Source organism: Mesorhizobium sp. NZP2298, from assembly GCF_013170825.1.
Taxonomy (GTDB): Bacteria; Pseudomonadota; Alphaproteobacteria; order Rhizobiales; family Rhizobiaceae; genus Mesorhizobium.
Genome location: NZ_CP033365.1, coordinates 4,051,633 through 4,073,033 on the forward strand (window position 1 = coordinate 4,051,633; position 21,401 = coordinate 4,073,033).

18 protein-coding genes are annotated in these 21,401 nt (G+C 63.1%); 9 read left to right on the plus strand and 9 right to left on the minus strand.

Going from position 1 to position 21,401, the window contains the following annotated elements:
* Nucleotides 1–6 precede the first annotated feature (6 nt).
* From EB231_RS19595 to EB231_RS19610, 4 genes are all read left to right on the plus strand, one after another.
* On the plus strand, nt 7–1,284 hold the full coding sequence (locus EB231_RS19595; protein ID WP_172350314.1) for an ABC transporter substrate-binding protein: 1,278 nt from the start codon (nt 7–9) through the stop codon (nt 1,282–1,284).
* A 176-nt stretch (nt 1,285–1,460) separates the two neighbouring features.
* A complete protein-coding gene (locus tag EB231_RS19600; protein ID WP_172350315.1) occupies nt 1,461–2,384 on the plus strand; it encodes a carbohydrate ABC transporter permease in 924 nt (307 codons plus the stop codon).
* Nucleotides 2,384–3,232 carry a carbohydrate ABC transporter permease gene (locus EB231_RS19605; protein ID WP_172350316.1) on the plus strand — a complete coding sequence of 283 codons (849 nt, stop codon included), beginning with the start codon at nt 2,384–2,386 and terminating at the stop codon, nt 3,230–3,232. The genes EB231_RS19600 and EB231_RS19605 overlap by 1 nt, the downstream gene beginning before the upstream one ends.
* A gap of 4 nt (nt 3,233–3,236) precedes the next feature.
* Complete coding sequence (locus tag EB231_RS19610) at nt 3,237–4,304, plus strand: ABC transporter ATP-binding protein (RefSeq protein ID WP_172350317.1); 1,068 nt, start codon at nt 3,237–3,239, stop codon at nt 4,302–4,304.
* Nucleotides 4,305–4,406: 102 nt separating this feature from the next.
* On the opposite strand, the gene rpmG is transcribed toward EB231_RS19610, so the two are convergent.
* The 8 genes from rpmG to EB231_RS19650 form a co-directional block, all read right to left on the minus strand.
* A complete protein-coding gene (gene rpmG, locus EB231_RS19615) occupies nt 4,407–4,574 on the minus strand; it encodes a 50S ribosomal protein L33 (RefSeq protein ID WP_006201775.1) in 168 nt (55 codons plus the stop codon).
* A gap of 154 nt (nt 4,575–4,728) precedes the next feature.
* Complete coding sequence (locus EB231_RS19620) at nt 4,729–5,187, minus strand: hypothetical protein (RefSeq protein ID WP_172350318.1); 459 nt, start codon at nt 5,185–5,187, stop codon at nt 4,729–4,731.
* A 92-nt stretch (nt 5,188–5,279) separates the two neighbouring features.
* Entirely contained in the window at nt 5,280–6,458 is a 1,179-nt protein-coding gene (locus tag EB231_RS19625; protein ID WP_172350319.1) for an MFS transporter, read from the minus strand.
* Between the two features lie 78 nt (nt 6,459–6,536).
* The gene (locus EB231_RS19630) at nt 6,537–7,277 is read right to left on the minus strand and encodes an NUDIX hydrolase (RefSeq protein ID WP_056572180.1); all 741 of its coding nucleotides are present in this window, start codon (nt 7,275–7,277) and stop codon (nt 6,537–6,539) included.
* 75 nt (nt 7,278–7,352) lie between these two features.
* Nucleotides 7,353–7,787: a DUF983 domain-containing protein gene (locus tag EB231_RS19635; protein WP_172350320.1), complete on the minus strand. Its 435-nt coding sequence runs from the start codon at nt 7,785–7,787 to the stop codon at nt 7,353–7,355.
* Nucleotides 7,787–10,093 (minus strand): ribonuclease R, encoded by a 2,307-nt coding sequence (gene rnr, locus EB231_RS19640; protein ID WP_172350321.1) that lies wholly within the window; start codon nt 10,091–10,093, stop codon nt 7,787–7,789. Before rnr ends, EB231_RS19635 begins: the two co-directional genes overlap by 1 nt.
* 6 nt (nt 10,094–10,099) lie before the next feature.
* Entirely contained in the window at nt 10,100–12,736 is a 2,637-nt protein-coding gene (gene topA, locus EB231_RS19645; protein WP_172350322.1) for a type I DNA topoisomerase, read from the minus strand.
* Between the two features lie 374 nt (nt 12,737–13,110).
* Nucleotides 13,111–13,488: a COG4315 family predicted lipoprotein gene (locus EB231_RS19650; RefSeq protein WP_172350323.1), complete on the minus strand. Its 378-nt coding sequence runs from the start codon at nt 13,486–13,488 to the stop codon at nt 13,111–13,113.
* Nucleotides 13,489–13,767: 279 nt separating this feature from the next.
* Here EB231_RS19650 and EB231_RS19655 point away from each other — a divergent pair, with 279 nt between their 5' ends.
* From EB231_RS19655 to EB231_RS19670, 4 genes are all read left to right on the plus strand, one after another.
* Nucleotides 13,768–14,514 carry a cytochrome c biogenesis CcdA family protein gene (locus EB231_RS19655; RefSeq protein WP_172350324.1) on the plus strand — a complete coding sequence of 249 codons (747 nt, stop codon included), beginning with the start codon at nt 13,768–13,770 and terminating at the stop codon, nt 14,512–14,514.
* A 160-nt stretch (nt 14,515–14,674) separates the two neighbouring features.
* Nucleotides 14,675–16,051, plus strand: a complete 1,377-nt coding sequence (gene glmU, locus EB231_RS19660) for a bifunctional UDP-N-acetylglucosamine diphosphorylase/glucosamine-1-phosphate N-acetyltransferase GlmU (RefSeq protein WP_172350325.1) — start codon at nt 14,675–14,677, stop codon at nt 16,049–16,051.
* Nucleotides 16,052–16,252: 201 nt separating this feature from the next.
* Entirely contained in the window at nt 16,253–18,076 is a 1,824-nt protein-coding gene (glmS, locus tag EB231_RS19665) for a glutamine--fructose-6-phosphate transaminase (isomerizing) (RefSeq protein WP_172350326.1), read from the plus strand.
* A 91-nt stretch (nt 18,077–18,167) separates the two neighbouring features.
* On the plus strand, nt 18,168–18,920 hold the full coding sequence (locus EB231_RS19670) for a DUF502 domain-containing protein (protein ID WP_056576606.1): 753 nt from the start codon (nt 18,168–18,170) through the stop codon (nt 18,918–18,920).
* Here EB231_RS19670 and recG read toward each other — a convergent pair.
* Nucleotides 18,872–20,980, minus strand: coding sequence for an ATP-dependent DNA helicase RecG (gene recG, locus EB231_RS19675; RefSeq protein ID WP_172350327.1), 2,109 nt, complete (start codon nt 20,978–20,980; stop codon nt 18,872–18,874). The two genes, EB231_RS19670 and recG, sit on opposite strands and share 49 nt — an antisense overlap.
* Nucleotides 20,981–21,072: 92 nt before the next feature.
* On the opposite strand from recG, the gene EB231_RS19680 reads away from it, so the two are divergent.
* On the plus strand, nt 21,073–21,360 hold the full coding sequence (locus tag EB231_RS19680) for a succinate dehydrogenase assembly factor 2 (protein ID WP_172350328.1): 288 nt from the start codon (nt 21,073–21,075) through the stop codon (nt 21,358–21,360).
* Nucleotides 21,361–21,401: the final 41 nt, after the last annotated feature.

Sequence of the window (21,401 nt, forward strand, 5' to 3'; positions counted from 1 at the left end):
TTGAACATGAAAAAACTGACCATCATGCTTGCCACCGTTGCGGGGTTGGCGATTTCCGCCGGGAGCGCGCTGGCCGATTCGACCCTGAAGATGGTCGAAGTCATCACCAGCCCGCCGCGCACCGAATTCCTGAAAAAGCAGATCGCCGAGTTCGAGGCAGCCAATCCCGGCGTCAAGGTCGAGCTGATCTCGCTGCCCTGGGGGCAGGCTTTCGAAAAGTTCCTGACCATGGTGCAGGCCGGCGATACGCCCGACGTGGTCGAGATGCCGGAACGCTGGATGGGTCTCTATGCCAACAATGCCCAGCTCGAGGACCTCGGCCCCTACATGGCCAAGTGGGACGATGCCAAGACGCTCGGCGACCGCGCCAAGCAGTTCGGTTCGACGGTCAACAACACGCAGTTCATGATCCCTTACGGCTACTATGTGAACGCGCTGTTCTGGAACAAGAAGCTGTTCAAGGAAGCCGGCCTCGACGGTCCGCCGGCCACGCTCGACGAGTTCGTCGCCGATTCCAAGAAGATCTCCGCCATCCCGGGCAAGTATGGCTACTGCCTGCGCGGCGGGCCGGGCGCCTTCAACGGCATGCACATGTTCATGAACATCGCCGCAGGCAAGGGCGGCTACTTCAACGAGGACGGCACCTCGACCATCAATGACGAGGGCTCGGTCAAGGGCCTGCAGATGCTGGCCGACATGTACAAGGACGGGCTGGCGCCGAAGGATGCGGTGAGCTGGGGCTTCAACGAGACCGTCACCGGCTTCTATTCCGGCACCTGCGCCATGCTGAACCAGGATCCGGACGCGCTGCTCGGCATCGCCGACAAGATGAGCGCCGACGACTTCGCCGTGGCGCCGCTCCCCGTTGGTCCGAGCGGCAAGTCGTATCCGACGCTCGGCTATGCCGGCTGGGCGATGTTCGCCAATTCGCAGCACAAGGACGACGCCTGGAAGCTGATGGCGACGCTGCTTTCGCCCAAGGACAATCTGGCATGGGCCAAGGAAGTCGGCGTCGTCCCGATCCACAATGGCGCCGACCAGGATCCTCATTTCAAGACCGAGCAGTTCAAGGGCTGGTTCACGGAACTGAGCGACAGCTCCAAATATGAAATGGTGACGCCGCCGACGCATCTGGAAAATCTCGGCAACTTCGTCGACCAGGTCGCGATCAAGAACTTTCAGGAAGTGCTGCTTGGCCAGAAGACCGCCAAGGACGTCGCGGACCAATGGGCTGCCTTCCTGACCAAGGAACAGCAGGACTGGCTGGCGAAGAACAAGAAGTAGTTTTGTTCCCTTCTCCCCGTTCGCGGGGAGAAGGTGTCACGAAGTGACGGATGAGGGGCGGCGCAACGCCTCGATAGACTGGCGCTGCCCTTCATCTGCCTGCCGGCATCTTCTCCCCGCAAACGGGGAGAAGGACGCTGTCCCCGACGCCGCTCCAGGGAGCCGATCCTCACCCAATGACCTATGCCGTGTCCGAAATACGATCCGCCGGCAAGCCGCGCCGCAAGCGGCTGTCGCATGCCGTCATCGAGCCCTGGCTCTATCTCAGCCCGGCGATCATCCTGCTGATCGTGGTGCTGTTGGTGCCGCTGATCATCGGCATCAGCTACTCCTTCCGCAAATTCTCGGCCTTCAAGTCGGAATATGTCGGGCTCGGCCAGTATCAGGCGATGCTGTCGGATCAGGTTCTGGGGCAAGCCCTGATCAACACGCTGTGGTGGACGATCGCCAGCCTGTTCTTCCAATTCTTCCTCGGTCTTGGCCTGGCGCTGCTGCTCGACAAGCCGTTCTGGGGTCGCAAGTTGGTGCAGGCTCTGGTGTTCCTGCCCTGGGCGGTACCGTCCTTCCTGTCCGGGCTGACCTGGGCCTGGCTGTTCAACCCTATCATCGGGCCGCTGCCGCATTGGCTGTACGCGCTGGGGCTCAAGGCTGAGCCGACCAATGTGCTCTCCGATCCCGCCACGGCGATGTGGGGGCCGATCGTCGCCAATGTCTGGTTCGGTATTCCGTTCTTCGCCATCACGCTTCTGGCGGCGCTGAAGTCTATCCCGTCCGAAATGCACGAGGCGGCGGCGATCGACGGCGCTTCGCCCTGGCAGCGCTTCACCAAGGTGACGCTGCCATTCCTCGCGCCGACCATCGCCATCACGGTGATGCTGCGCACCATCTGGATCGCCACCTTCGCCGACCTGATTTTCGTCATGACCGAGGGCGGGCCGGCTGGTTCCACCAATACGGTGCCGGTCTATATCTATGTCAGCGCCTTCAAGTCACTGGACAAGGGCTATGCCTCGGCGGTAGCCGTATTGCTGCTCGTGCTGTTGATCGCCTATGCAATCGCGCTGATCGCCATCCGCCGCTCCCTGGTGAGGCACGTCTGATGATCGCGGGACGCTCTGCTTCACAACGGTTCTTTGGTGGTATCGGCCTCTACGCGGCGATCGCCGCCTATGTGATCTTCGCCCTGTTCCCGATCTACTGGACGCTGAAGATCTCGGTGACGCCGGAGCGGCTGCTCTATTCCGAAGGCATCACCTTCTGGCCGTCGCGCACGACGTTGCAGAATTTCGTCACCGTGCTCGAGGCCACCGATTTCCCGCGCTATTTCCTCAACAGCGTCATCGTCTCCGTGTCGACGGCGGCATTGGTGACGGTGATCGCCACGCTCGCCGGTTACGCCATGTCGCGTTTCACCTTTCGCGGCAAGGCGGTGCTGGCGCTGATGCTGCTTTTGACCCAGACTTTTCCGCTGGTGATGGTCATTCCGCCGATCTACCGCGTCATGGGTCAGATCGGGCTGATCAACAGCCTGACCGGGCTGATCGTCATCTACACCGCCTTCAACACCGCCTTCGCCACCTTCCTGATGCAATCCTTCTTCGATGGCATCCCGAAGGATCTGGAAGAGGCGGCGATGATCGACGGTTGTACGCGTGCGCAGGCAATGCGCCGGGTGATCGTGCCGCTGACGCTGCCCGGCATGGGCGCCACGCTTGGCTTTGTCTTCACCGCCGCCTGGAGTGAGCTCCTGTTCGCGCTGATGCTGATTTCCAGCGACGATCAGAAGACCTTCGCCGTCGGCTTGCTCACCTTCATCGGCAAATTCGCCGTCGACTGGGGGCAGATGATGGCGGCGTCGATCCTGGCGCTGATCCCTGTCTGTATCTTCTTCGCCTTCCTGCAACGCTATCTCGTCACCGGCCTGACCGCCGGCGCCGTCAAAGGATAGACCGATGGCCTCTGTCACGCTCGAAAAGGTCCGCAAGGATTACGGCGCCGTCCGCGTCCTGCATGCGGTCGACCTTGAAATCGCCGACGGCGAATTTGTCGTTCTGGTCGGTCCATCCGGCTGCGGGAAATCGACACTGCTGCGCATGATCGCCGGGCTGGAGGAAGCCTCCGGCGGCGAGATCCGTATCGGTGAGCAATTGGTCAACGACGTGGCGCCCAAGGATCGCGACATCGCCATGGTCTTCCAGTCCTATGCGCTTTATCCGCACATGGATGTGTCGAAGAACATGGGCTTCAGCCTGATGCTGCGCAAGGCCGAGAAGCCGGCGATCGATGCCAGGGTGGATGGCGCGGCCAAGCGGCTGGGCCTGGACACCTACCTTCAGCGCTTGCCGCGGCAGCTGTCCGGCGGCCAACGCCAGCGCGTCGCCATGGGCCGCGCCATCGTGCGTGATCCCAAGGTCTTCCTGTTCGATGAGCCGCTGTCCAACCTCGATGCCAAGCTGCGCGTCCATATGCGGGCCGAGATCAAGGCGCTGCACCAGCAACTGAAGACCACCTCGGTCTATGTCACGCACGACCAGATCGAGGCTATGACCATGGCTGACCGGATCGTCGTCATGCATGACGGGCTGATCCAGCAGGTTGGCGCGCCGCTCGATCTCTATGACCGTCCGGCCAACGTGTTCGTTGCCGGTTTCATCGGCTCGCCGGGCATGAATTTCCTGCCGGCGACGGTTCGCAAGGGCGAGGTACCGGAAGCGGTGCTGGCTGATGGCCAGGCGCTGAAACTGCCGGATGGCCCGCCGCTCAGCGACGGCGATGCCATTACCATCGGCCTGCGGCCCGAGCATATCCGGTTGGCCGATGACGGCGCGCTACAGGGCGAGGTAGGGGTCGTGGAGCCGCTCGGCCTCTCGACACAGTTCTACGTCGCGCTGGCCGGCCAGCAGCTTTGCGTCTTTGCCATGGGACGCGCCGGCGTCAAGCCCGGCGACATCGTGCGGTTGGCGGCCGATCCGACGTCGCTGCATCTGTTCGATCCGAAAAGCGGCGATCGCATCGGCTGAAGGAAATTCAGCCGGGCTGAGGGAGCGAGCCCGCAGCCTCTGCCCTGCAAACAAAAACGCCGCCCGATGGGCGGCGTTTTTGTTTGCAAGGGAAAACCCAGATTACTTGATCTTGGTTTCCTTGAATTCGACGTGCTTCTTGGCGACCGGATCGTACTTGCGGAACGACAGCTTGTCGGTCTTGGTACGGCTGTTCTTGCTGGTGACGTAGAAGAAACCGGTGTCGGCGGTCGACAGAAGCTTGATCTTGATGTTTGCGGCTTTGGCCATGATCTCAGTCCGTTATGTTCGTGGGGTTTTGGCCGCTGGAGCACGGGAAAACACCCGGACGCGGGAAACTTGGCGCGACACATAAAGAACGTGCCTGGAAAGTCAAGCCCGGCGGACCTGAAGTGGCCCGTCCGGGAAGCCCATTGCGCGTAAATCAGACGTTTTCCGTCTCTGGCACGGCAACCTTCTTCCAATCTCCGGTCGTGTTCCACCAACGATTCGGATTGGCGCGGTCATCCAGCCCCTTGGATCGGCTGGCGAGGATCGGCTGGAGGCGGATCACCGGCTCCTGATAGGAATGGGCCTGGAAAATCGCCTCGACGACGCGGCTTGCCAGCGCCTGGTCGTCAGGCAGTTCGAATGAAACCTCGACCGTGCCCAGGCGGCGGCGCAATTCGATTTCGGCCCCGGCCGCGGCCCCTTCAAGCGGCCTGTAGCGCTCGATGCCGTGTCCCGACTGATAGGCGTTGCGGTCGTACTTGCCCATGGCCAGCGGGGCGATCGCAACGACCGCCTCCATGATGCGGTCGACATCCGCGGCCGGGGCCTGGAAGGTCACAAGCAGCAGGAGCGTCATTCGCAATGATGTGGTTTCAAAGCCGCTGTCGATCATGGGAGTGTCCTCAACTTCCGTTTTTGGGGGACACTCTTTTAACCTGACGCTGCTGACACGGTTCTGTCAGCAGCGGTCGCTATCTCAAAGGGTCAAAGGAGAATCTTGCGGACGAGCCTGACGCCAACCAGCGCCATGTAGGCGCCAAAGAACAGGCCGAGCGACCAGCCGAAACCGGACGGACCGAACGCGTCCATGCCGATGCCGATCGCCTGCGGGCCAAGCACCATGCCGACACCATAGCAGAGCACGAAGGCGGCGTTGGCGGATGCCAGTTCATGGCCGGAAAGCTGCGAGCCGAGGTGGGCAAGGCCGATCGTGTACATGGCGGCGACAACACCGCCCCAGACGAACAGAAGCGCGGCCATCAGGTGCCAATTCTGGGCGAAGAAGGGCATGAAGACCGTGCCGGCAAGGCCGACGGTGGCGCAGGCGAGCAGCAGATAGCGGCGGTCGCTGACCCGGTCGCTGATCATGCCGATCGGGATCTGCAGCAGCACATTGCCGAGACCGATCATGGTCAGCAGCAATGCGGCGTCGGCTTCCGAATAGCCGATGCGGTTGCCGTAGATCGGAAACAGCGCGAAGCCGCCGGTTTCGACCGCACCGAATACCAGCACGGCGGCGGTCGCCGATGGCACCAACCAGATGTAGCGAAGGAAGTTGCTGGTCTCGCCATCGGCAACGATGGAGGGGCTTTCATTGCGCGCGGCCAGCACCGGTATCGCGGCCAGCGTCACCAGTACGATGATGACGCCGAACGGCCTGAAGCCGGAGCTGCCAAGATGGGCGAACAGCCACGGTCCGGCGGCAAAGCCGAGCGACAGGACGGTGGCGTAGATGCCAAGCACAAGACCGCGCCGGTGCGGCGGTGCCGACGTGCTGATCCAGAATTCCGACAGGATGAACAGCACCGTCAACGCGATATGAAGCACGATGCGCAGCGGAAACCACATCCAGAAGTCGGGCGCGAAATGGAAGCCGACGAAGGCGAGGGCGCCGGCGGCGATCATCCCAATCATGGTCCAGGCGACGCCGAAGCGCATGGCGAGCGGTGTGGCTAACGGCGCACCGGCGATCGAGGCCAGGCCGGCGACGGCGGTGTTAAGGCCGATCATCGAAGCCGAGTGGCCCCGCGTTTCCAGGATGACGCTGAGCAGGGGCATGCCGAGGCCAATGGCGATGCCGACGACGCTGATCGACGAGATCGCCGCCACCATCGGCAGCCAGTGTACGCGTTCGTCGCCCTTGGGTTGGGTATCGACCGTCATGGGATGCTGAATACTCTGTCTCTTTGATCTTACGCAATTCCGGGCGGAAAACCGCGTCACACTTTTCCTGGAATTGCCCTACAGAAGTTCGCGGGTGAAGCGGTTGCGGACAAGCCGGTAGAAGGGGACTGGACCGCCCGGACGCAGCAGCGGATCATGGGCGAGGCGCTTTTCCAGCTCGTCCAGGATCATTCGCGTGATGTCGGGTATGTCGGCTTCCCGGGCTTTGGCGAGCGGCAGCCAGACCAGTTCCTCGAGTTCGTTGGTCGGCCCGCCGCCGGGCAGTTCGACGGCGACATCGTTGCGCCAGGCGCTGAAGAAACGGGTATCGAAGCGGCGTATCCGGTTGGGTGGGGTGATGGCGCGCGCGATGAAACGCAGCGTTTCCAGTGACGGTCTTACGCCGTGTTCGACAAAACCCTGCCAGTCACGCTTGTCGGTGGCAAAGGCGGCCTTCTGGCCTATCAGCAGCCCGGCTTCCTCATAGGTCTCGCGAATCGCTGACAATGCGACAGCCCGGGCTCGCGCGGCACTGGTGCGGCCGGGACCAGCAAGCAGCTTTGCTTCCTCATCGCGGTGCAATGCGGTAGCGGTCGCGACGCGGCTATCCGCCGGATCAGTGCGGCCGCCGGGAAACACGAACTTGCCTGGCATAAACGCGTGGCCGGCATGACGGCGGCCCATGAGCACCAGCACCTCATCGCCCTTGCGGTCGAGCAGGATCAGCGTCGCGGCGTCACGCGGACGCAGAGGCCGGCCGCTATGTGCGGCAAGACCCTTGTCGAGCTTGTCGACGTCCACCTTGGTCATTGCTTCCATGCGCAGGGACCTAGCGGAAACTTCTGGCAAGCGAAAGTGGCCTTTCACGGTCGGTATGTTGCGCCAGCCGGAGCTCTAGGCTCTCGGATGAGGCTCAATCCCATCCTTTTCGCCGCCGAAGCCGTGCATATAGAACGCCCATTGCAATCCGATGACGGCGCCTTTGACAGGTTGCAGCAGCGCTACCGACAGCAAGATGGTCAGGGGCACCCAGATGAGGATGTGCTGCCAGGTGGACAAGGTCGACGTCGCTTCCACGCCCATGAAGGCACCGAGAATGATGTGGCCGACGATGACGATGACCAGATAGGCCGGCAGATCGTCGGCGCGATGGTGATGGATCTCCTCGCCGCAGACGCTGCAGGTCTCGACGGTCTTGGTGAAGCCGCGAAACAGCTTGCCTTCGCCGCAGTTCGGGCAGCGCCCCAAAAAGCCACGCTTCATCGCCGTCCATAATGGGCGGGCAACCCGGCCCGACTGATGTTCGCCGCCGAAAACCTGTTGTTCCATTATCGTCTCCTGCCGCGCGACCCCGGTCGCGATTGCGACGCACGGGCGCGGCCCTTAGCCTTGTGAAACGACCTGGTGGAGCCTGGTAGGGGCTTCGGGTCGGTCAACATCTCGAAACGCATCGCGCCGGCCATGGGCGCCACCTCGACGAGCCGAACCTCGACGCGGTCCGCGAGCTGGTAGCCTTTTCCCGAGCGTTCTCCGAACAGGGAGCGGGCCGTTTCGTCATATATATAGTAATCGCCGCCCAGAGTTGAGACGGGGATGAAACCATCGGCGCCATATTGCGGCAATTGGACAAATAGTCCTGATTTGGTGACGCCGGAGATGCGGGCGTCGAAGCGCTCGTCGATGCGTTCGGCGAGATAGGCTGATATCAGTCTGTCAACCGTGTCGCGCTCGGCCGCCATGGCGCGCCGTTCGGTGCCGGAGATCAGCACCGCGACATCCTCGAGCCGCGCTTCCTCGTCCTGCGTCAGCCCGCCGGGACCGAGGCCGAGTGCGGCAATGAGTCCGCGGTGCACGATCAAGTCGGCGTAGCGGCGGATCGGCGAGGTGAAATGCGCGTAGCGCCTGAGGTTGAGGCCGAAATGGCCGATATTCCCGGGTGAATATTCGGCCTGGCTCTGCGAGCGCAACACCACCTCATTGACCAGCGCCTCGTTGTCGGCGCCATGCACGCGCTCAAGAATGCCGTTGAACTGGCTGGGCCGCATCTGCGCCCCGCGCGCCAGCGATAGTCCAAGCGTTGCCAAGAATTCGCGCAGCGATTCCTGCTTGGCGAGCGAAGGCGCGTCGTGGACACGGTAGACCAGCGCCTGCTTCTTCGCCTCCAGCGTCTCGGCCGCGGCGACATTGGCCTGGATCATGAATTCTTCGATCAGCTTGTGGGCATCGAGCCGTTCCGGCACGATGACGCGATCGACCGTGCCATCCGGCTTGAGCAGGATCTTGCGCTCCGGCAGGTCGAGTTCGAGCGGCTGGCGGCCGTCGCGACCGCGCTTGAGGATCGCATAGGCATCCCATAGCGGCTTCAGCACCGTGTCGAGGATCGGGCCGGTCTTGTCGTCCGGTGCGCCGTCGATCGCCGCCTGGGCCTGGGGGTAGGCGAGCTTCGCCGCGGACTTCATCATCACGCGGTGAAAGGAGTGCCTGATCTTGTGGCCATCGGCGGAGAAGGTCATGCGCACCGCAAGCGCCGGCCGATCCTGGCCTTCGCGCAGCGAGCAGAGGTCGTTGGAAATACGCTCGGGCAGCATCGGCACGACGCGATCTGGGAAATAGACCGAATTACCACGCTTCAGCGCCTCGCGGTCGAGTGCCGTGCCGTACCGGACATAGGCGGCAACATCGGCGATCGCGACAGTGGCGATCACGCCGCCCGGATTCTTTTCGTCCAGGTCAGGCGTCGCGAAGACAGCATCATCATGGTCCTTGGCGTCGGCCGGATCGATGGTGACCAGCGGCAGGTCGCGCCAGTCCTCACGATTGGCCATCGTCGCGGGCTTTACCGCCTCCGCCTCGGCGATGACGTCGGCCGGGAAGATGTGCGGAATGTCGTGGGCATGAATGGCGATCATCGAGACCGCCTTTTCGCTGGTCAGCGATCCCAGCACGTTGAGCACCTTGGCTCTCGGCAACCCATAACGGGAGGCGCGTGCCGGCTCGACCTCGACCAGGTCGCCATTCTCAGCCCCGTTCTGGAATTCCTTGTCGACGATCAGCTCCGGCTGGCGCCGTTCCACTGGTTCGATGCGGAAGGTACCGTCCTGCAGCACGCGGAAGACGCCGAGAACGGCATCGTTGCGCTTCTCGAAGATCTTCATCACCCGTCCGGTATAGGCGGGGCCTGAGGGGTCATCGGTCGGGAAGGTCTTGGCCAGGACGCGGTCGCCGATGCCCGGCGCTGGTCCGTTGCCGCCGCGCGACACGCGGATCGACACGACGGGTGGTTCGCCCGTGCCCACGGACTCCGCCGGATGCGCCAGCAAGATACCGTCGCCGTCGCGGCCGAAAATGTCGAGCACGGCGACATGGGGCAGGGCGCCGACGCGGGCCAGCCGCTTGCGCTCCTTGGTGAGTACGCCCTCATCCTGCAGGTCACGCAGGAGATCTTTCAGCCAGATGCGGTCGTCGCCGCGCAGCGCGAACGCCTTGGCGATGTCGCGTTTTCCCGCCCGGTCGGGATTTTCGGCGATGTAGCGCAGGATCTCATCGCGCGATGGCTTGTAGTCGTCCTTGACCTTGGCCCTCGTGTCGGCGGTGCGCGGATCGCCGTGGCTTCTTCCGGTGATCCTGCGCGCCACGCTGTCCTACCCTTTTTTCTTCGCGGTCGGCTTCTTCGCAGCCGGCTTTTGGGCCGCTGTTTTCTTGGCCGCCGGTGCCTTGGCCGCTGCCGCCTTGCGGAACGGCTTCTTGCCGCCGCCGCCCTTGGCTTCCTTCTCTGCAATCAGCGCTAGCGCGTCCTCAATCGTCACCGACTGCGGATCCTTGCCCTTGGGCAGCGTGGCATTGACCTTGCCGAAATTGACGTAAGGCCCGTACTTGCCGTCGCGCACGACGATCTTGCCGCCGCCGTCCGGATGGTCGCCAAGTTCCTTCAGGGCCGCAGCCGTGCCGCCATTACGGCCGCCCTTGCCCTTGGATTGCTTCTCGGCAATCACCGTGACGGCACGGTTGAGACCGATGGAGAACACGTCCTCAATGCTGTCCAAATTGGCGTAGGTGCCATCATGAAGGACGAACGGACCGTAACGGCCGAGCCCGGCCGAGATCATCTTGCCGGATTCGGGATGTTTTCCCACGTCGCGCGGCAGACCTAGCAGCGCGAGCGCCTTCTCATGGTCGATGGAGTCGGGCGTCCAGCCCTTGGGCAAGCTCGAACGCTTGGCTTCCTTGCCGTCGCCGCGCTGGATATAGGGGCCGAAGCGGCCGGAGCGCAGGGTGATTTCCTCAGCCGTGTAGGGATCCTTGCCGAGCACCTTGGTGCCGTCCTCGCCGCCGCCATTCTCGCCGTTCGGATTGGCGGCGTCACCGAGCTGGCGGGTGAATGAGCATTCGGGATAGTTCGAGCAACCGACGAAGGCGCCGAACTTGCCGAGCTTCAGCGACAGATTACCAGTGCCGCATTTCGGGCAGATGCGCGGGTTCGAGCCGTCCTCGCGGGCAGGGAAGACCAGCGGCGCCAGTTCCTCGTTGAGCGCGTCGAGCACGTCGGTGACGCGCAGTTCCTTTATGTCGGCGACCGCGCCCGAAAAATCCTTCCAGAAATCGCGCAGCACGTCTTTCCAGGCAAGCTTGCCATCGGAGATCTCGTCGAGCTTTTCCTCGAGCGAGGCGGTGAAGTCGTATTCGACATAGCGCTCGAAGAAACTTTCGAGGAAGGCGGACAACAGACGGCCCTTGGCCTGCGGCACCAGCCGGCGCTTGTCGATCGTGACGTAATCGCGGTCCTCGAGCGTCTTGAGGATTGCCGTGTAGGTCGACGGCCGGCCAATGCCGAGCTCTTCCAGCTTCTTGATAAGCGAAGCCTCGGAATAGCGCGGCGGCGGCTCGGTCGTGTGCTGGGTGGCGTTGATCGCCTGGCGGGCAAGCTGCTCGCCGGCGCGGATCTCCGGCAGACGACGGTTTTCCTCGTCTTCCGCGTCGTCGTCCTTCTGGTCGGTGTAGGCGGCGATGAAGCCGTCGAAGCGGACGACCGACCCGACGGCGCGAAGCTCGGCGGTGCGGGCGCCATTGACGGCCTCGATCTCGACGGTGGTGCGCTCGATTTCGGCCGGCTGCATCTGGCTGGCGATGGCGCGCTTCCAGATCAGCTCATAGAGCCGCAACTGGTCGGAATCGAGATACTGCCTGACCGATGCTGGGGTGCGCATGAAGTCGGTCGGGCGGATCGCTTCGTGCGCTTCCTGGGCGTTCTTGGCCTTGGCGGTGTATTGGCGCGGCTTCTCCGGCAGGTACTTTGGGCCGAATTCCTTGGCGATGGCGTCCCGAGCACCGGAAATGGCCTCGGGTGCCATCTGCACACCGTCGGTTCGCATATAGGTGATCAGGCCGGTGGTCTCGCCGCCGATCTCCATACCTTCATAGAGGCGCTGCGCCACCTGCATGGTGCGCGTGGCCGAGAAACCGAGGCCCGACGAGGCGGCCTGCTGCAGCGTCGAGGTGGTGAAGGGCGGGCCGGGGTTGCGCTTGGTCGGCTTGGCTTCGACGGACAACGCCTTGAAGGTCGCACCCTCGAGCATCGCCTTGATGTCGTCGGCCTGCGCTTTGTTCGCAATGTCTAGCTTTTGCAGCTTCTTGCGCTCGAAGGCGGTCAGCCGTGCTTCGAAATTTTCGTTGCGCGGCGTGCCGAGGATCGCGGCGATCTGCCAATATTCCTCGCGGATGAAGCGCTCGATCTCGGATTCGCGGTCGCAGACCAGGCGCAGAGCCACCGACTGGACACGGCCCGCCGAACGGGCGCCCGGCAATTTGCGCCATAGAACCGGCGACAGCGTGAAGCCGACGAGATAGTCGAGTGCCCGGCGGGCGAGATAGGCATCGACCAGCGGCGCATCGATCTGGCGCGGATTGGCCATGGCTTCCAGCACCGACGATTTGGTGATGGCGTTGAAGACGACGCGGCTGACGGGCTTGTCCTTCAGCGCGCGCTTCTGCTTCAGCACTTCCAGCACATGCCAGGAAATGGCCTCGCCTTCGCGATCAGGGTCGGTGGCGAGGATCAGGCCGTCGGCATCCTTGACCGCCTTGGCGATGTCGGCGAGCCGCTTGCCCGATGCCGTGTCGACCGCCCAGGACATGGCGAAATCTTCATCCGGGCGCACCGAGCCGTCCTTGGCCGGCAAATCGCGGACATGGCCGAACGAAGCCAGAACCTTGTAGTTCTTGCCCAGATATTTGTTGATTGTCTTAGCCTTGGCCGGCGATTCGACGACGACGACGTCCATGAGGTCTCTTATCTGCTGTGATGCGCCAGAAGAATTCCGCTGCGCGCGACGAAATCTCGTTTCTGTTTGTCGCTCACATGGCCGCGCTTTTGCATCCGGTCAAGGGGAAGCGCCCAAATTGCGAGGTCGCCGGCAGCAATACACTCTAAGAGTGTATGGAGAAAATCACAGAATTTCAGCTTGAGGTGATGATGGTGCGGAGTCGGCCGAAACGACCTGTTTTGGTTTTTCGGCCGAGTCGCGAACAGCCGGCACGATGGCGTGCGCAGGCTATGCCGTGATAGGCAGATAGGTGCTGGCCGCCGGACTTGCTTTGGAAGGATACACGGCAGCCAGTTCTTGTCCCGCCAACAAGCGGGAATGGGTGCGAAGACTCAGTTGGCCTTGACGATGTGCCAGACTTCGCCGACGCCGTCGCCATTCACGTCGCCGGCCTTCTTGTCTTTGATGAAGGTGTAGACGGGCTTGCCATCATAGGCCCACATCTTGGTGCCGTCGGTGCGGTCGACAACGCTCCATTCGTCGTCGGCCTTGGCGCCGGCTTCGGCCTTCAGCGGCGGCCAGTTGGTGGCGCATTTGTCGTAGCAGTTCGACTTGCCCTTCTCGTCCTTGTCATAGGTGTAAAGCGTCATGCCCATGGCGTCTGTGTAGATCTTGGTGCCATTGACCTCTGCTTCCTTCCACGCGTCAGCGGCGAAGGATGCGGCGGTGCTGAGCAAAAGTGCTGCCAGCCCTACGGTTATGGTTTTCATGGAAATCTCCCTGATATCTGGAGACACGCGGGAAATCGCGGCCTCACAGCGTCAACGCCTTTCGATCGCGGTATCTTCCCGAGAGGCTTGTGGGACATCGGCAGCTGGCGGCCGCAGTTGCCAGTAACAATTCCCTCGGTTCGGTCGTACTAGATGGGTGGCGCTACTGAATTCGGGGCCATTGCGATTGCCCGAACAGCGACCGGTTGCCACACATTGGTGATTGGCGCACAGGTCAGGGCGTCGCTATATCGTCGCCAAACAGTCGGAGCTCAGGGAATGGCATTGGACATCGGCTATGTCAGCGCGGTCGGGGCGGGGGCTATCTCGTTCCTGTCGCCATGCGTGCTGCCGCTGGTGCCGCCGTATCTCTGCTACATGGCCGGCGTGTCGGTCGACGATTTTCGCGGCAATGCGGGCGTGACGGCCAGGGAAGGCACGCGTGGCGCGCTGCTTTATTCCTCGATCGCCTTCGTGCTCGGCTTCTCGACCGTGTTCGTGGCGCTCGGCGCCGGCGCCTCGACCATCGGCCGGCTGCTGCGCGTCTGGCAGGAGCCGCTGGCGATGGCCGCCGGCGTGCTGATTATCCTGATGGGCCTGAATTTCCTCGGCATATTGCGCATTCCGCTGCTGTCGCGCGAGGCGCGCTTCCAGTCGCAAGGCAAGCCGGCCAGTGCCGTCGCCGCCTATGTCATGGGGCTGGCCTTCGCCTTTGGCTGGACGCCCTGCATCGGCCCGGTGCTGGGGCCGATCCTGACGCTGGCCGGCGGGCGCGAAACGGTGGGCGAGGGCGCTCTGCTGCTCGCCGCCTATTCGCTTGGGCTTGGCATACCCTTTCTGATCGCGGCGCTGTTTTCCGGCGCCTTCATGCGCTTCCTCGGCAAATTCCGCGTCCATCTCGGCCGGGTCGAAAAAGCGATCGGCGCGCTGCTGGTGGTCGCCGGCGTGTTTTTCCTCACCGGCGGCGTGCAGACGGTGTCGTATTGGCTGCTGGAGAATTTTCCGGTGCTGGGGCGGCTGGGGTAAGGCCGCAACTGCGGCATTTGCCATAAAATATCGGACAGTGGACCGACTGATTAAAAGTCACTTGCTCGACCATCTCACCGGAATTTAACCGCATTGGTGCAGCATGGCGCCACTGCTATCCTGTCTTGATTCCCAACCCTTTTCCTATGGTTGTCCGCCCATGAGCCAGAGATCCTGCCTGTCTGTCATCCTCGCCGCTGGCGAAGGCACGCGCATGAAGAGCGCGTTGCCGAAGGTGCTGCATCCGATCGCCGGCCTGCCGATGGTCGCCCATGTGGTGAAGGCGGCCGACGCCGCTGGTGCCAGCAGCGATGCGATCGTCATCGGCCATGGCGCGGAAGAGATGCGCAAGGCGGTGGCGAAGTTCTCACCCAAGGCCGAGACCTTCGTGCAGGACAAACGCTTGGGTACGGCGCACGCCGTTCTTGCCGCCCGTGAAGCGATATCAAGGGGTTATGACGACATCCTGGTGATGTTCGGCGACACGCCGCTGATCGATGCGGAGGCTTTGATCCTGGCGCGGATGAAGCTCGCCGAAGGCGCGGCCGTCGCGGTGATCGGCTTCCGAACGCCCAATCCAAACGGCTATGGCAGGCTGGTCGAAAAAGGCGGCAAGCTGATCGCCATCCGCGAAGAGAACGACTGTTCCGAAGCGGAGAAGAAGATCAGCTTCTGCAATGCCGGCATGATGGCGGTCGCCGGCGCCCATGCGCTGGGGCTGCTCGACGCGGTCGGCAACAAGAATGCCAAGGGCGAGTATTATCTGACCGACATTGTCGAGATCGCGGGCGCGCAAGGTCTCGATGTCGTGGCCACCGAAGCCAGTTTCGAGAACGCGCTCGGCATCAACAACCGCGCCGAACTGGCGCAGGCCGAGGGCATCTGGCAACAGCGTCGACGCCAGGAGGCGATGCTGTCGGGCGTGACGCTGATCGCGCCGGAAACGGTCTATTTCTCGCACGACACCGAGATCGGCGCCGACACGCTGGTCGAACCCAACGTCTGGTTCGGCCCAGGCGTGAAGATCGCCGGCGGCGCCAGGATCCATGCCTTCAGCCATATCGAAGGCGCCACCATCGCGGCCAATTGCGATGTCGGGCCATTCGCTCGGCTGCGGCCAGGCGCCGATCTCAGGCAGAAGGCCAAGGTCGGCAATTTCTGCGAGGTCAAGCAGGCTGTTGTCGAGGAGGGCGCCAAGGTCAACCATTTGACCTATATCGGCGATGCCCGTGTCGGCGCGGGCGCCAATATCGGTGCCGGCACCATCACCTGCAACTATGACGGCTATTCGAAATTCTTCACCGACATCGGCGAGGGCGCCTTCGTCGGCTCGAACTCCTCGCTGGTGGCGCCGGTATCGATCGGCAAGGGCGGCTACATTGCGTCGGGCAGCGTCATCACTGAAAGCGTGCCCGACGACGCGCTGGCCTTCGGCCGCGCCCGCCAGAAGACCATTCCCGGCAAGGGCAAGGAATTGCGCGAGCGATTTGCCTCGGCCGCGGCGGCGAAGAAGAAGGCCGCTGGCGCCGATCATTAGCGGTCAGTCGGCGGGCTTTGTTTCTTCCTGAAGCAATTGAAATCCGATCAATTGCAGTAACCGGATTGCAAGAGCGGTCTGGCATGGTGCATGCGTGCGCAAGCGTCCGTTACAGTGGGCGAAATGCAATGTGACTTTCGCGGCGGGCCAGCCATCCCTAAATAAGCGCTGGTTTTGCATGGGGAATCGGGGACTGTCTGCATGTGCGGTATCGTTGGAATCGTCGGCCACTCGCAGGTTGCGCCGCTCATCGTCGACGCGCTGAAGCGGCTCGAATATCGCGGTTATGACTCGGCCGGCGTGGCCACCATCGAGAAGGGTGAACTTGGCCGCCGGCGCGCCGAGGGCAAGCTGATCAACCTTGAACGCCGGCTCAAGGACGACCCGCTCGAGGGCACGATCGGCATCGGCCACACGCGCTGGGCGACGCATGGCGTGCCCAACGAGACCAATGCGCATCCGCATTTTTCCGACGGTGTCGCCATCGTCCACAACGGCATCATCGAGAATTTCGCCGAGCTGCGCGATGAGTTGATCCGCGACGGCTATTCCTTCTCCTCGCAGACCGACACCGAGGTCGTCGCGCATCTGGTGGCGCGCGAACTGGCCAGGGGGCGCAAGCCGGTCGAGGCGGCGCACCAGGCGCTGAAGCGGCTCGAAGGCGCCTTTGCGCTGGCCATCATGTTCAAGGGCGACGAAGACCTGATCGTCGGCGCCCGCAACGGCCCGCCACTCGCCGTCGGCCATGGCGACGGCGAGATGTTCCTGGGCTCCGACGCCATTGCGCTCGCGCCCTTCACCAATTCCATCACCTATCTCGAGGACGGCGACTGGGCGGTGGTGCGCCGCGACAGCGTCGCCATCTTCGACATTGACGGCAGACAAGTCGAGCGCAAGCGCCAGCAGTCGCTGTCGACCTCCTTCATGGTCGACAAGGGCAACCGGCGCCATTTCATGGAGAAGGAGATCCATGAGCAGCCCGAGGTGATCTCGCACACGCTGGCGCATTATGTCGATTTCGTCTCCGGCGTCTCCAAACCGCTCGACCTGCCGTTCGACTTCGCCAAGATCGGCCGGCTGGCGATCTCGGCCTGCGGCACCGCCTATCTCGCCGGCCTGATCGGCAAATACTGGTTCGAGCGCTATGCGCGGCTGCCGGTCGACATCGATGTCGCCTCGGAGTTCCGCTACCGCGAGATGCCGCTGTCGGCCAACGATGCCGCCTTCTTCATCTCGCAGTCGGGCGAGACCGCCGACACGCTGGCCTCGCTGCGCTACTGCCGCAAGGCCGGCATGAAGATCGGCGCCGTCGTCAATGTTCGGGAATCGACCATGGCGCGCGAATCCGATGTCGTGCTGCCGACACTGGCCGGACCGGAGATCGGCGTCGCCTCGACCAAGGCCTTCACCTGCCAGCTCTCGGTGCTGGCGTCGCTTGCGGTGCGGGCCGGCGTGGCACGCGGCACGATCTCGAAGGATGAGGAGAAAACCCTGGTGCGGGCGCTCTCGGAAGCGCCGCGCTATGCCAACCAGGTGCTCAAGCTCGAGGAGCAGATCGAGCGCATCGCGCGGGACCTGTCACGCTATTCCGATGTGCTCTATCTCGGCCGCGACACCAATTTCCCGCTGGCCATGGAAGGCGCGCTGAAGCTCAAGGAAATCTCCTACATCCACGCCGAAGGCTATGCGGCGGGCGAGCTGAAGCACGGGCCGATCGCGCTGATCGACGAGAACATGCCGGTCATCGTGATCGCGCCGCATGACCGCATCTTCGAGAAGACCGTGTCCAACATGCAGGAAGTGGCGGCGCGCGGCGGCAAGATCATCCTGATCACCGACAGCAAGGGGGCGGCACAGGCGAGCGTGAAGACGATGGAGACGATCATCCTGCCGGACGTGCCCGAAATCATCTCGCCGATCATCTATGCGCTGCCGATCCAGATGCTGGCCTATTTCACCGCCGTCTTCATGGGCACCGACGTCGACCAGCCCCGCAACCTGGCGAAATCGGTCACGGTGGAGTAGGGGCCTCAACAGGCGCTCTTTAAAAACTTCGCAGTTCCAAACGGCCGTCCGGTTCACTAATGTTGCGCTGCAACCCGCGCCCCGGTGAACCATGTCCGATGCTCCGAAGACCTCCGGCATGACCCGGCTGAGGAACTATTTCCTCACAGGCTTCATCGTCTGCGCACCCCTGGCGATCACCGCCTATATCGCCTGGTCGTTCATCGGCTGGGTCGATTCCTGGGTAAAGCCTTATATTCCGGCGCGTTATAGCCCCGACACCTATTTGCCGTTTCCTGTTCCGGGATTCGGGCTGATCGTCGCGCTGATCCTGATCACGCTGATCGGTTTCCTCGCCGCCAACATTGTCGGCCGCGCCATTGTCGGTTTCGGCGAGCGCCTGCTTGGCCGCATGCCGCTGGTACGCGGTATCTATGGCTCGCTGAAGCAGATCTTCGAGACCGTGCTGTCGAACAAGGGCGACATGTTCCGTCAGGTCGGACTGGTCGAATATCCCCGCAAGGGCGTGTGGTCGCTGGTCTTTGTCGCCAGCGAAAAAGAAACCGAGATCAATGAGAAGCTCGACCAGGAAGGCGATCCGCTGATCGCCGTGTTCATGCCTTGCACGCCGAATCCGACAACCGGATTCCTGATGTACGTGCCGAAGTCGGACATCGTGCTGCTCGACATGACGATCGAGGACGGCGCCAAGCTGATCGTCTCCGCCGGGCTGGTGGCGCCCGAGGTGAAGACGAAATTGGTGACGCTCAACGGCGAGCCGATCAATGGAACGGTCGCCAATCCGCCGCTAGGGCCTCATCCGGCGCGCAAGAGCCGCACCGCCTCGTCGCGGCCGAACAAGTAGAGCAGCAGGCGCAACGCCTCACCGCGGTCGGATTGCAGCTCCGGATCGCGCGACAGGATCAGCCTCGCATCATCGCGGGCGGCTTCCAGCAGATCGGCATGCGCCTCTATCCGCGCCACCTGGAACCCCGGCGTGCCGGACTGGCGGGTCCCCAAAAGCTCGCCTTCGCCGCGCAATTTCAGATCTTCCTCGGCGATCAAAAAGCCGTCCTCGGTCTCGCGCATCACCGACAGCCGGCGTTTTGCGGTCTCGCCGAGCGGATCCTTGTAGAGCAGCACGCAGGAGGAGGGCTTGTCGCCGCGCCCGACGCGGCCGCGCAACTGGTGCAACTGCGCAAGGCCAAAGCGTTCTGCATGCTCGATCACCATGACGGTGGCGTCCGGCACGTCGACACCGACCTCGATGACCGTGGTGGCGATCAGGATGCGGGTCTCGCCCTCCTTGAAGGCACGCATGGCCTCATCCTTCTCGGCGCCCTTCATGCGGCCATGGACGAGGCCGATGCGGTCGCCGAACAGCGGCTTCAGCGAAGCGAAGCGATCCTCGGCCGACATCAGCTTGATCTCTTCCGATTCTTCCACCAACGGGCAGATCCAGTAGATCTTCTGGCCACCGGCGACCGCGTCCTCCATGCGCCCGACCAGTTCGTCGAGACGCTCAAGCGGCAGCGTGACTGTGCGGATCGGCTGGCGGCCGGCCGGTTTTTCCGTCAGCTTCGAGACATCCATGTCGCCGAAGGCGGTCAGCACCAGCGTGCGCGGGATAGGCGTCGCGGTCATCACCAGCATGTCGGGCGCATCGCCCTTGGCGGTGATGGCGAGCCGTTGGTGAACGCCAAAGCGATGCTGTTCGTCGATCACGGCAAGGACCAGGTCGTGGAAGGTGACCGTCTCCTGGAACAGCGCATGGGTGCCGACGACGATATCGATCTCGCCGCTCGCCAGACCAGCCAGCGTTTCGGTGCGTTCGCGGCCCTTCTCGCGGCCGGTGAGGATGGCGATGCGCAGCCCGACCTTGGCGGCAAGTGGCGCGATCGTCGCCAGATGCTGGCGCGCCAGGATTTCGGTCGGCGCCATCAGTGCCGCCTGGCCGCCCGCCTCGACGGCGCGCGCCATGGCAAGCAGAGCGACCACCGTCTTGCCCGAACCGACATCGCCCTGCAGAAGCCGCAGCATGCGCTCGGGGTCGGCAAGGTCTGCATTGATTTCGCCGAGCGCGAATTCCTGGCTTGTGGTCAATGAATAGGGAAGGGCCGCACGCAATTTCTCGACGATGCGGCCGTCGCCGACCAGGGGGCGCCCAGACAGACGGCGGATCTTTGCCCGCACCAGCGCCAGCGAGACCTGGCCCGCCAGCAACTCGTCATAGGCAAGACGCCGCCAGGCAGCGCCGTCGATGGAAACGTCGATCGGGTCTGCTGGATTGTGGATACGGATGAGCGCATCGGCAAAGGTGGGAAAGGTGTGCCGGCGCATGAAGGCGCCGTCCTGCCATTCCGGTAATTCGGGCAAGCGCGCCAGCGCCTGGCCGATCGCCCGGCGCAGCACCTTGCCCGAAAGCCCCGCGGTCAGCGGATAGACCGGTTCGACCAGCGGCAGGTTTTCCGCCTCGCTGGCCAGCGCGATATGGTCGGGGTGGACCATGGTCGGGCGGCCATTGAACCATTCCATGCGGCCCGAGACCACGACAAGCTCGCCGACAGGCATCGCCTTTTCGAGGTAGGCGGCGTGCGCATGGAAAAAGGTCAGGCCGATTTCGCCGGTATCGTCATGGGCGTAGACCCTGTAGGGCACCGACCTGTTGCCGCGCGGCGGCGGCTGGTGGCGGTCGATGCGCACGTCGAGCGTGACGATCTGGCCTTCCGCGGACCCTGCGATCCCCGGCCGGCTGCGGCGGTCGATGACGGTATGCGGCAGCACGAACAGAAGGTCGCCAGCGCGGGCCGCGCGATCGCCAAGATCAGCGGCGACGACCTTCTCGATCAGCGCGCCAACCTTCGGCCCGACGCCGGCAAGCGAAGTGATCGGGACGAACAGCGGATCGAGGATGGAAGGACGCATAATGTCAGCTTATGTTGCGACGGTGTCAGCGCAAGGCTGACAGCACCTTCTATCCACGCTATATGCGCCGCAGCAAGCGAGGATGCGGCACAATGACCGGAACGAAACGATCAAGCGAGGGGCTGGACACCCACCGCCGCAAGCTCTTGTTCCGTTCCTGGCATCGCGGCATGCGCGAGATGGATCTGATCCTCGGCACGTTCGCCGACGCCGAGATCAGTGCCTTGACCGACGAGGAAATCGACCAATATGAGAGGCTCCTCGACATTCCCGACACCGAATTCCTGCCGTTGATCACCGGTGAACGGCCGATCCCGGCGGATATCGATTGCGCCGTCCTGCAAAAGATTCTGGCGTCCCGCCGGACCATGACATTCTGAACAAAAGCAATTCCAGGAAAATGCGAAGCGGTTTTCCCACG

Bases quoted from the DNA above. Each gene is read 5' to 3' on its own strand.
- EB231_RS19595 (WP_172350314.1), top strand. From the start codon at position 7: ATGAAAAAACTGACCATCATGCTTGCCACCGTTGCGGGGTTGGCGATT.
- EB231_RS19600 (WP_172350315.1), top strand. From the start codon at position 1,461: ATGACCTATGCCGTGTCCGAAATACGATCCGCCGGCAAGCCGCGCCGC.
- EB231_RS19605 (WP_172350316.1), top strand. From the start codon at position 2,384: ATGATCGCGGGACGCTCTGCTTCACAACGGTTCTTTGGTGGTATCGGC.
- EB231_RS19610 (WP_172350317.1), top strand. From the start codon at position 3,237: ATGGCCTCTGTCACGCTCGAAAAGGTCCGCAAGGATTACGGCGCCGTC.
- rpmG (WP_006201775.1), bottom strand. From the start codon at position 4,574: ATGGCCAAAGCCGCAAACATCAAGATCAAGCTTCTGTCGACCGCCGAC.
- EB231_RS19620 (WP_172350318.1), bottom strand. From the start codon at position 5,187: ATGATCGACAGCGGCTTTGAAACCACATCATTGCGAATGACGCTCCTG.
- EB231_RS19625 (WP_172350319.1), bottom strand. From the start codon at position 6,458: ATGACGGTCGATACCCAACCCAAGGGCGACGAACGCGTACACTGGCTG.
- EB231_RS19630 (WP_056572180.1), bottom strand. From the start codon at position 7,277: ATGGAAGCAATGACCAAGGTGGACGTCGACAAGCTCGACAAGGGTCTT.
- EB231_RS19635 (WP_172350320.1), bottom strand. From the start codon at position 7,787: ATGGAACAACAGGTTTTCGGCGGCGAACATCAGTCGGGCCGGGTTGCC.
- topA (WP_172350322.1), bottom strand. From the start codon at position 12,736: ATGGACGTCGTCGTCGTCGAATCGCCGGCCAAGGCTAAGACAATCAAC.
- EB231_RS19650 (WP_172350323.1), bottom strand. From the start codon at position 13,488: ATGAAAACCATAACCGTAGGGCTGGCAGCACTTTTGCTCAGCACCGCC.
- EB231_RS19655 (WP_172350324.1), top strand. From the start codon at position 13,768: ATGGCATTGGACATCGGCTATGTCAGCGCGGTCGGGGCGGGGGCTATC.
- glmU (WP_172350325.1), top strand. From the start codon at position 14,675: ATGAGCCAGAGATCCTGCCTGTCTGTCATCCTCGCCGCTGGCGAAGGC.
- glmS (WP_172350326.1), top strand. From the start codon at position 16,253: ATGTGCGGTATCGTTGGAATCGTCGGCCACTCGCAGGTTGCGCCGCTC.
- EB231_RS19670 (WP_056576606.1), top strand. From the start codon at position 18,168: ATGTCCGATGCTCCGAAGACCTCCGGCATGACCCGGCTGAGGAACTAT.
- recG (WP_172350327.1), bottom strand. From the start codon at position 20,980: ATGCGTCCTTCCATCCTCGATCCGCTGTTCGTCCCGATCACTTCGCTT.
- EB231_RS19680 (WP_172350328.1), top strand. From the start codon at position 21,073: ATGACCGGAACGAAACGATCAAGCGAGGGGCTGGACACCCACCGCCGC.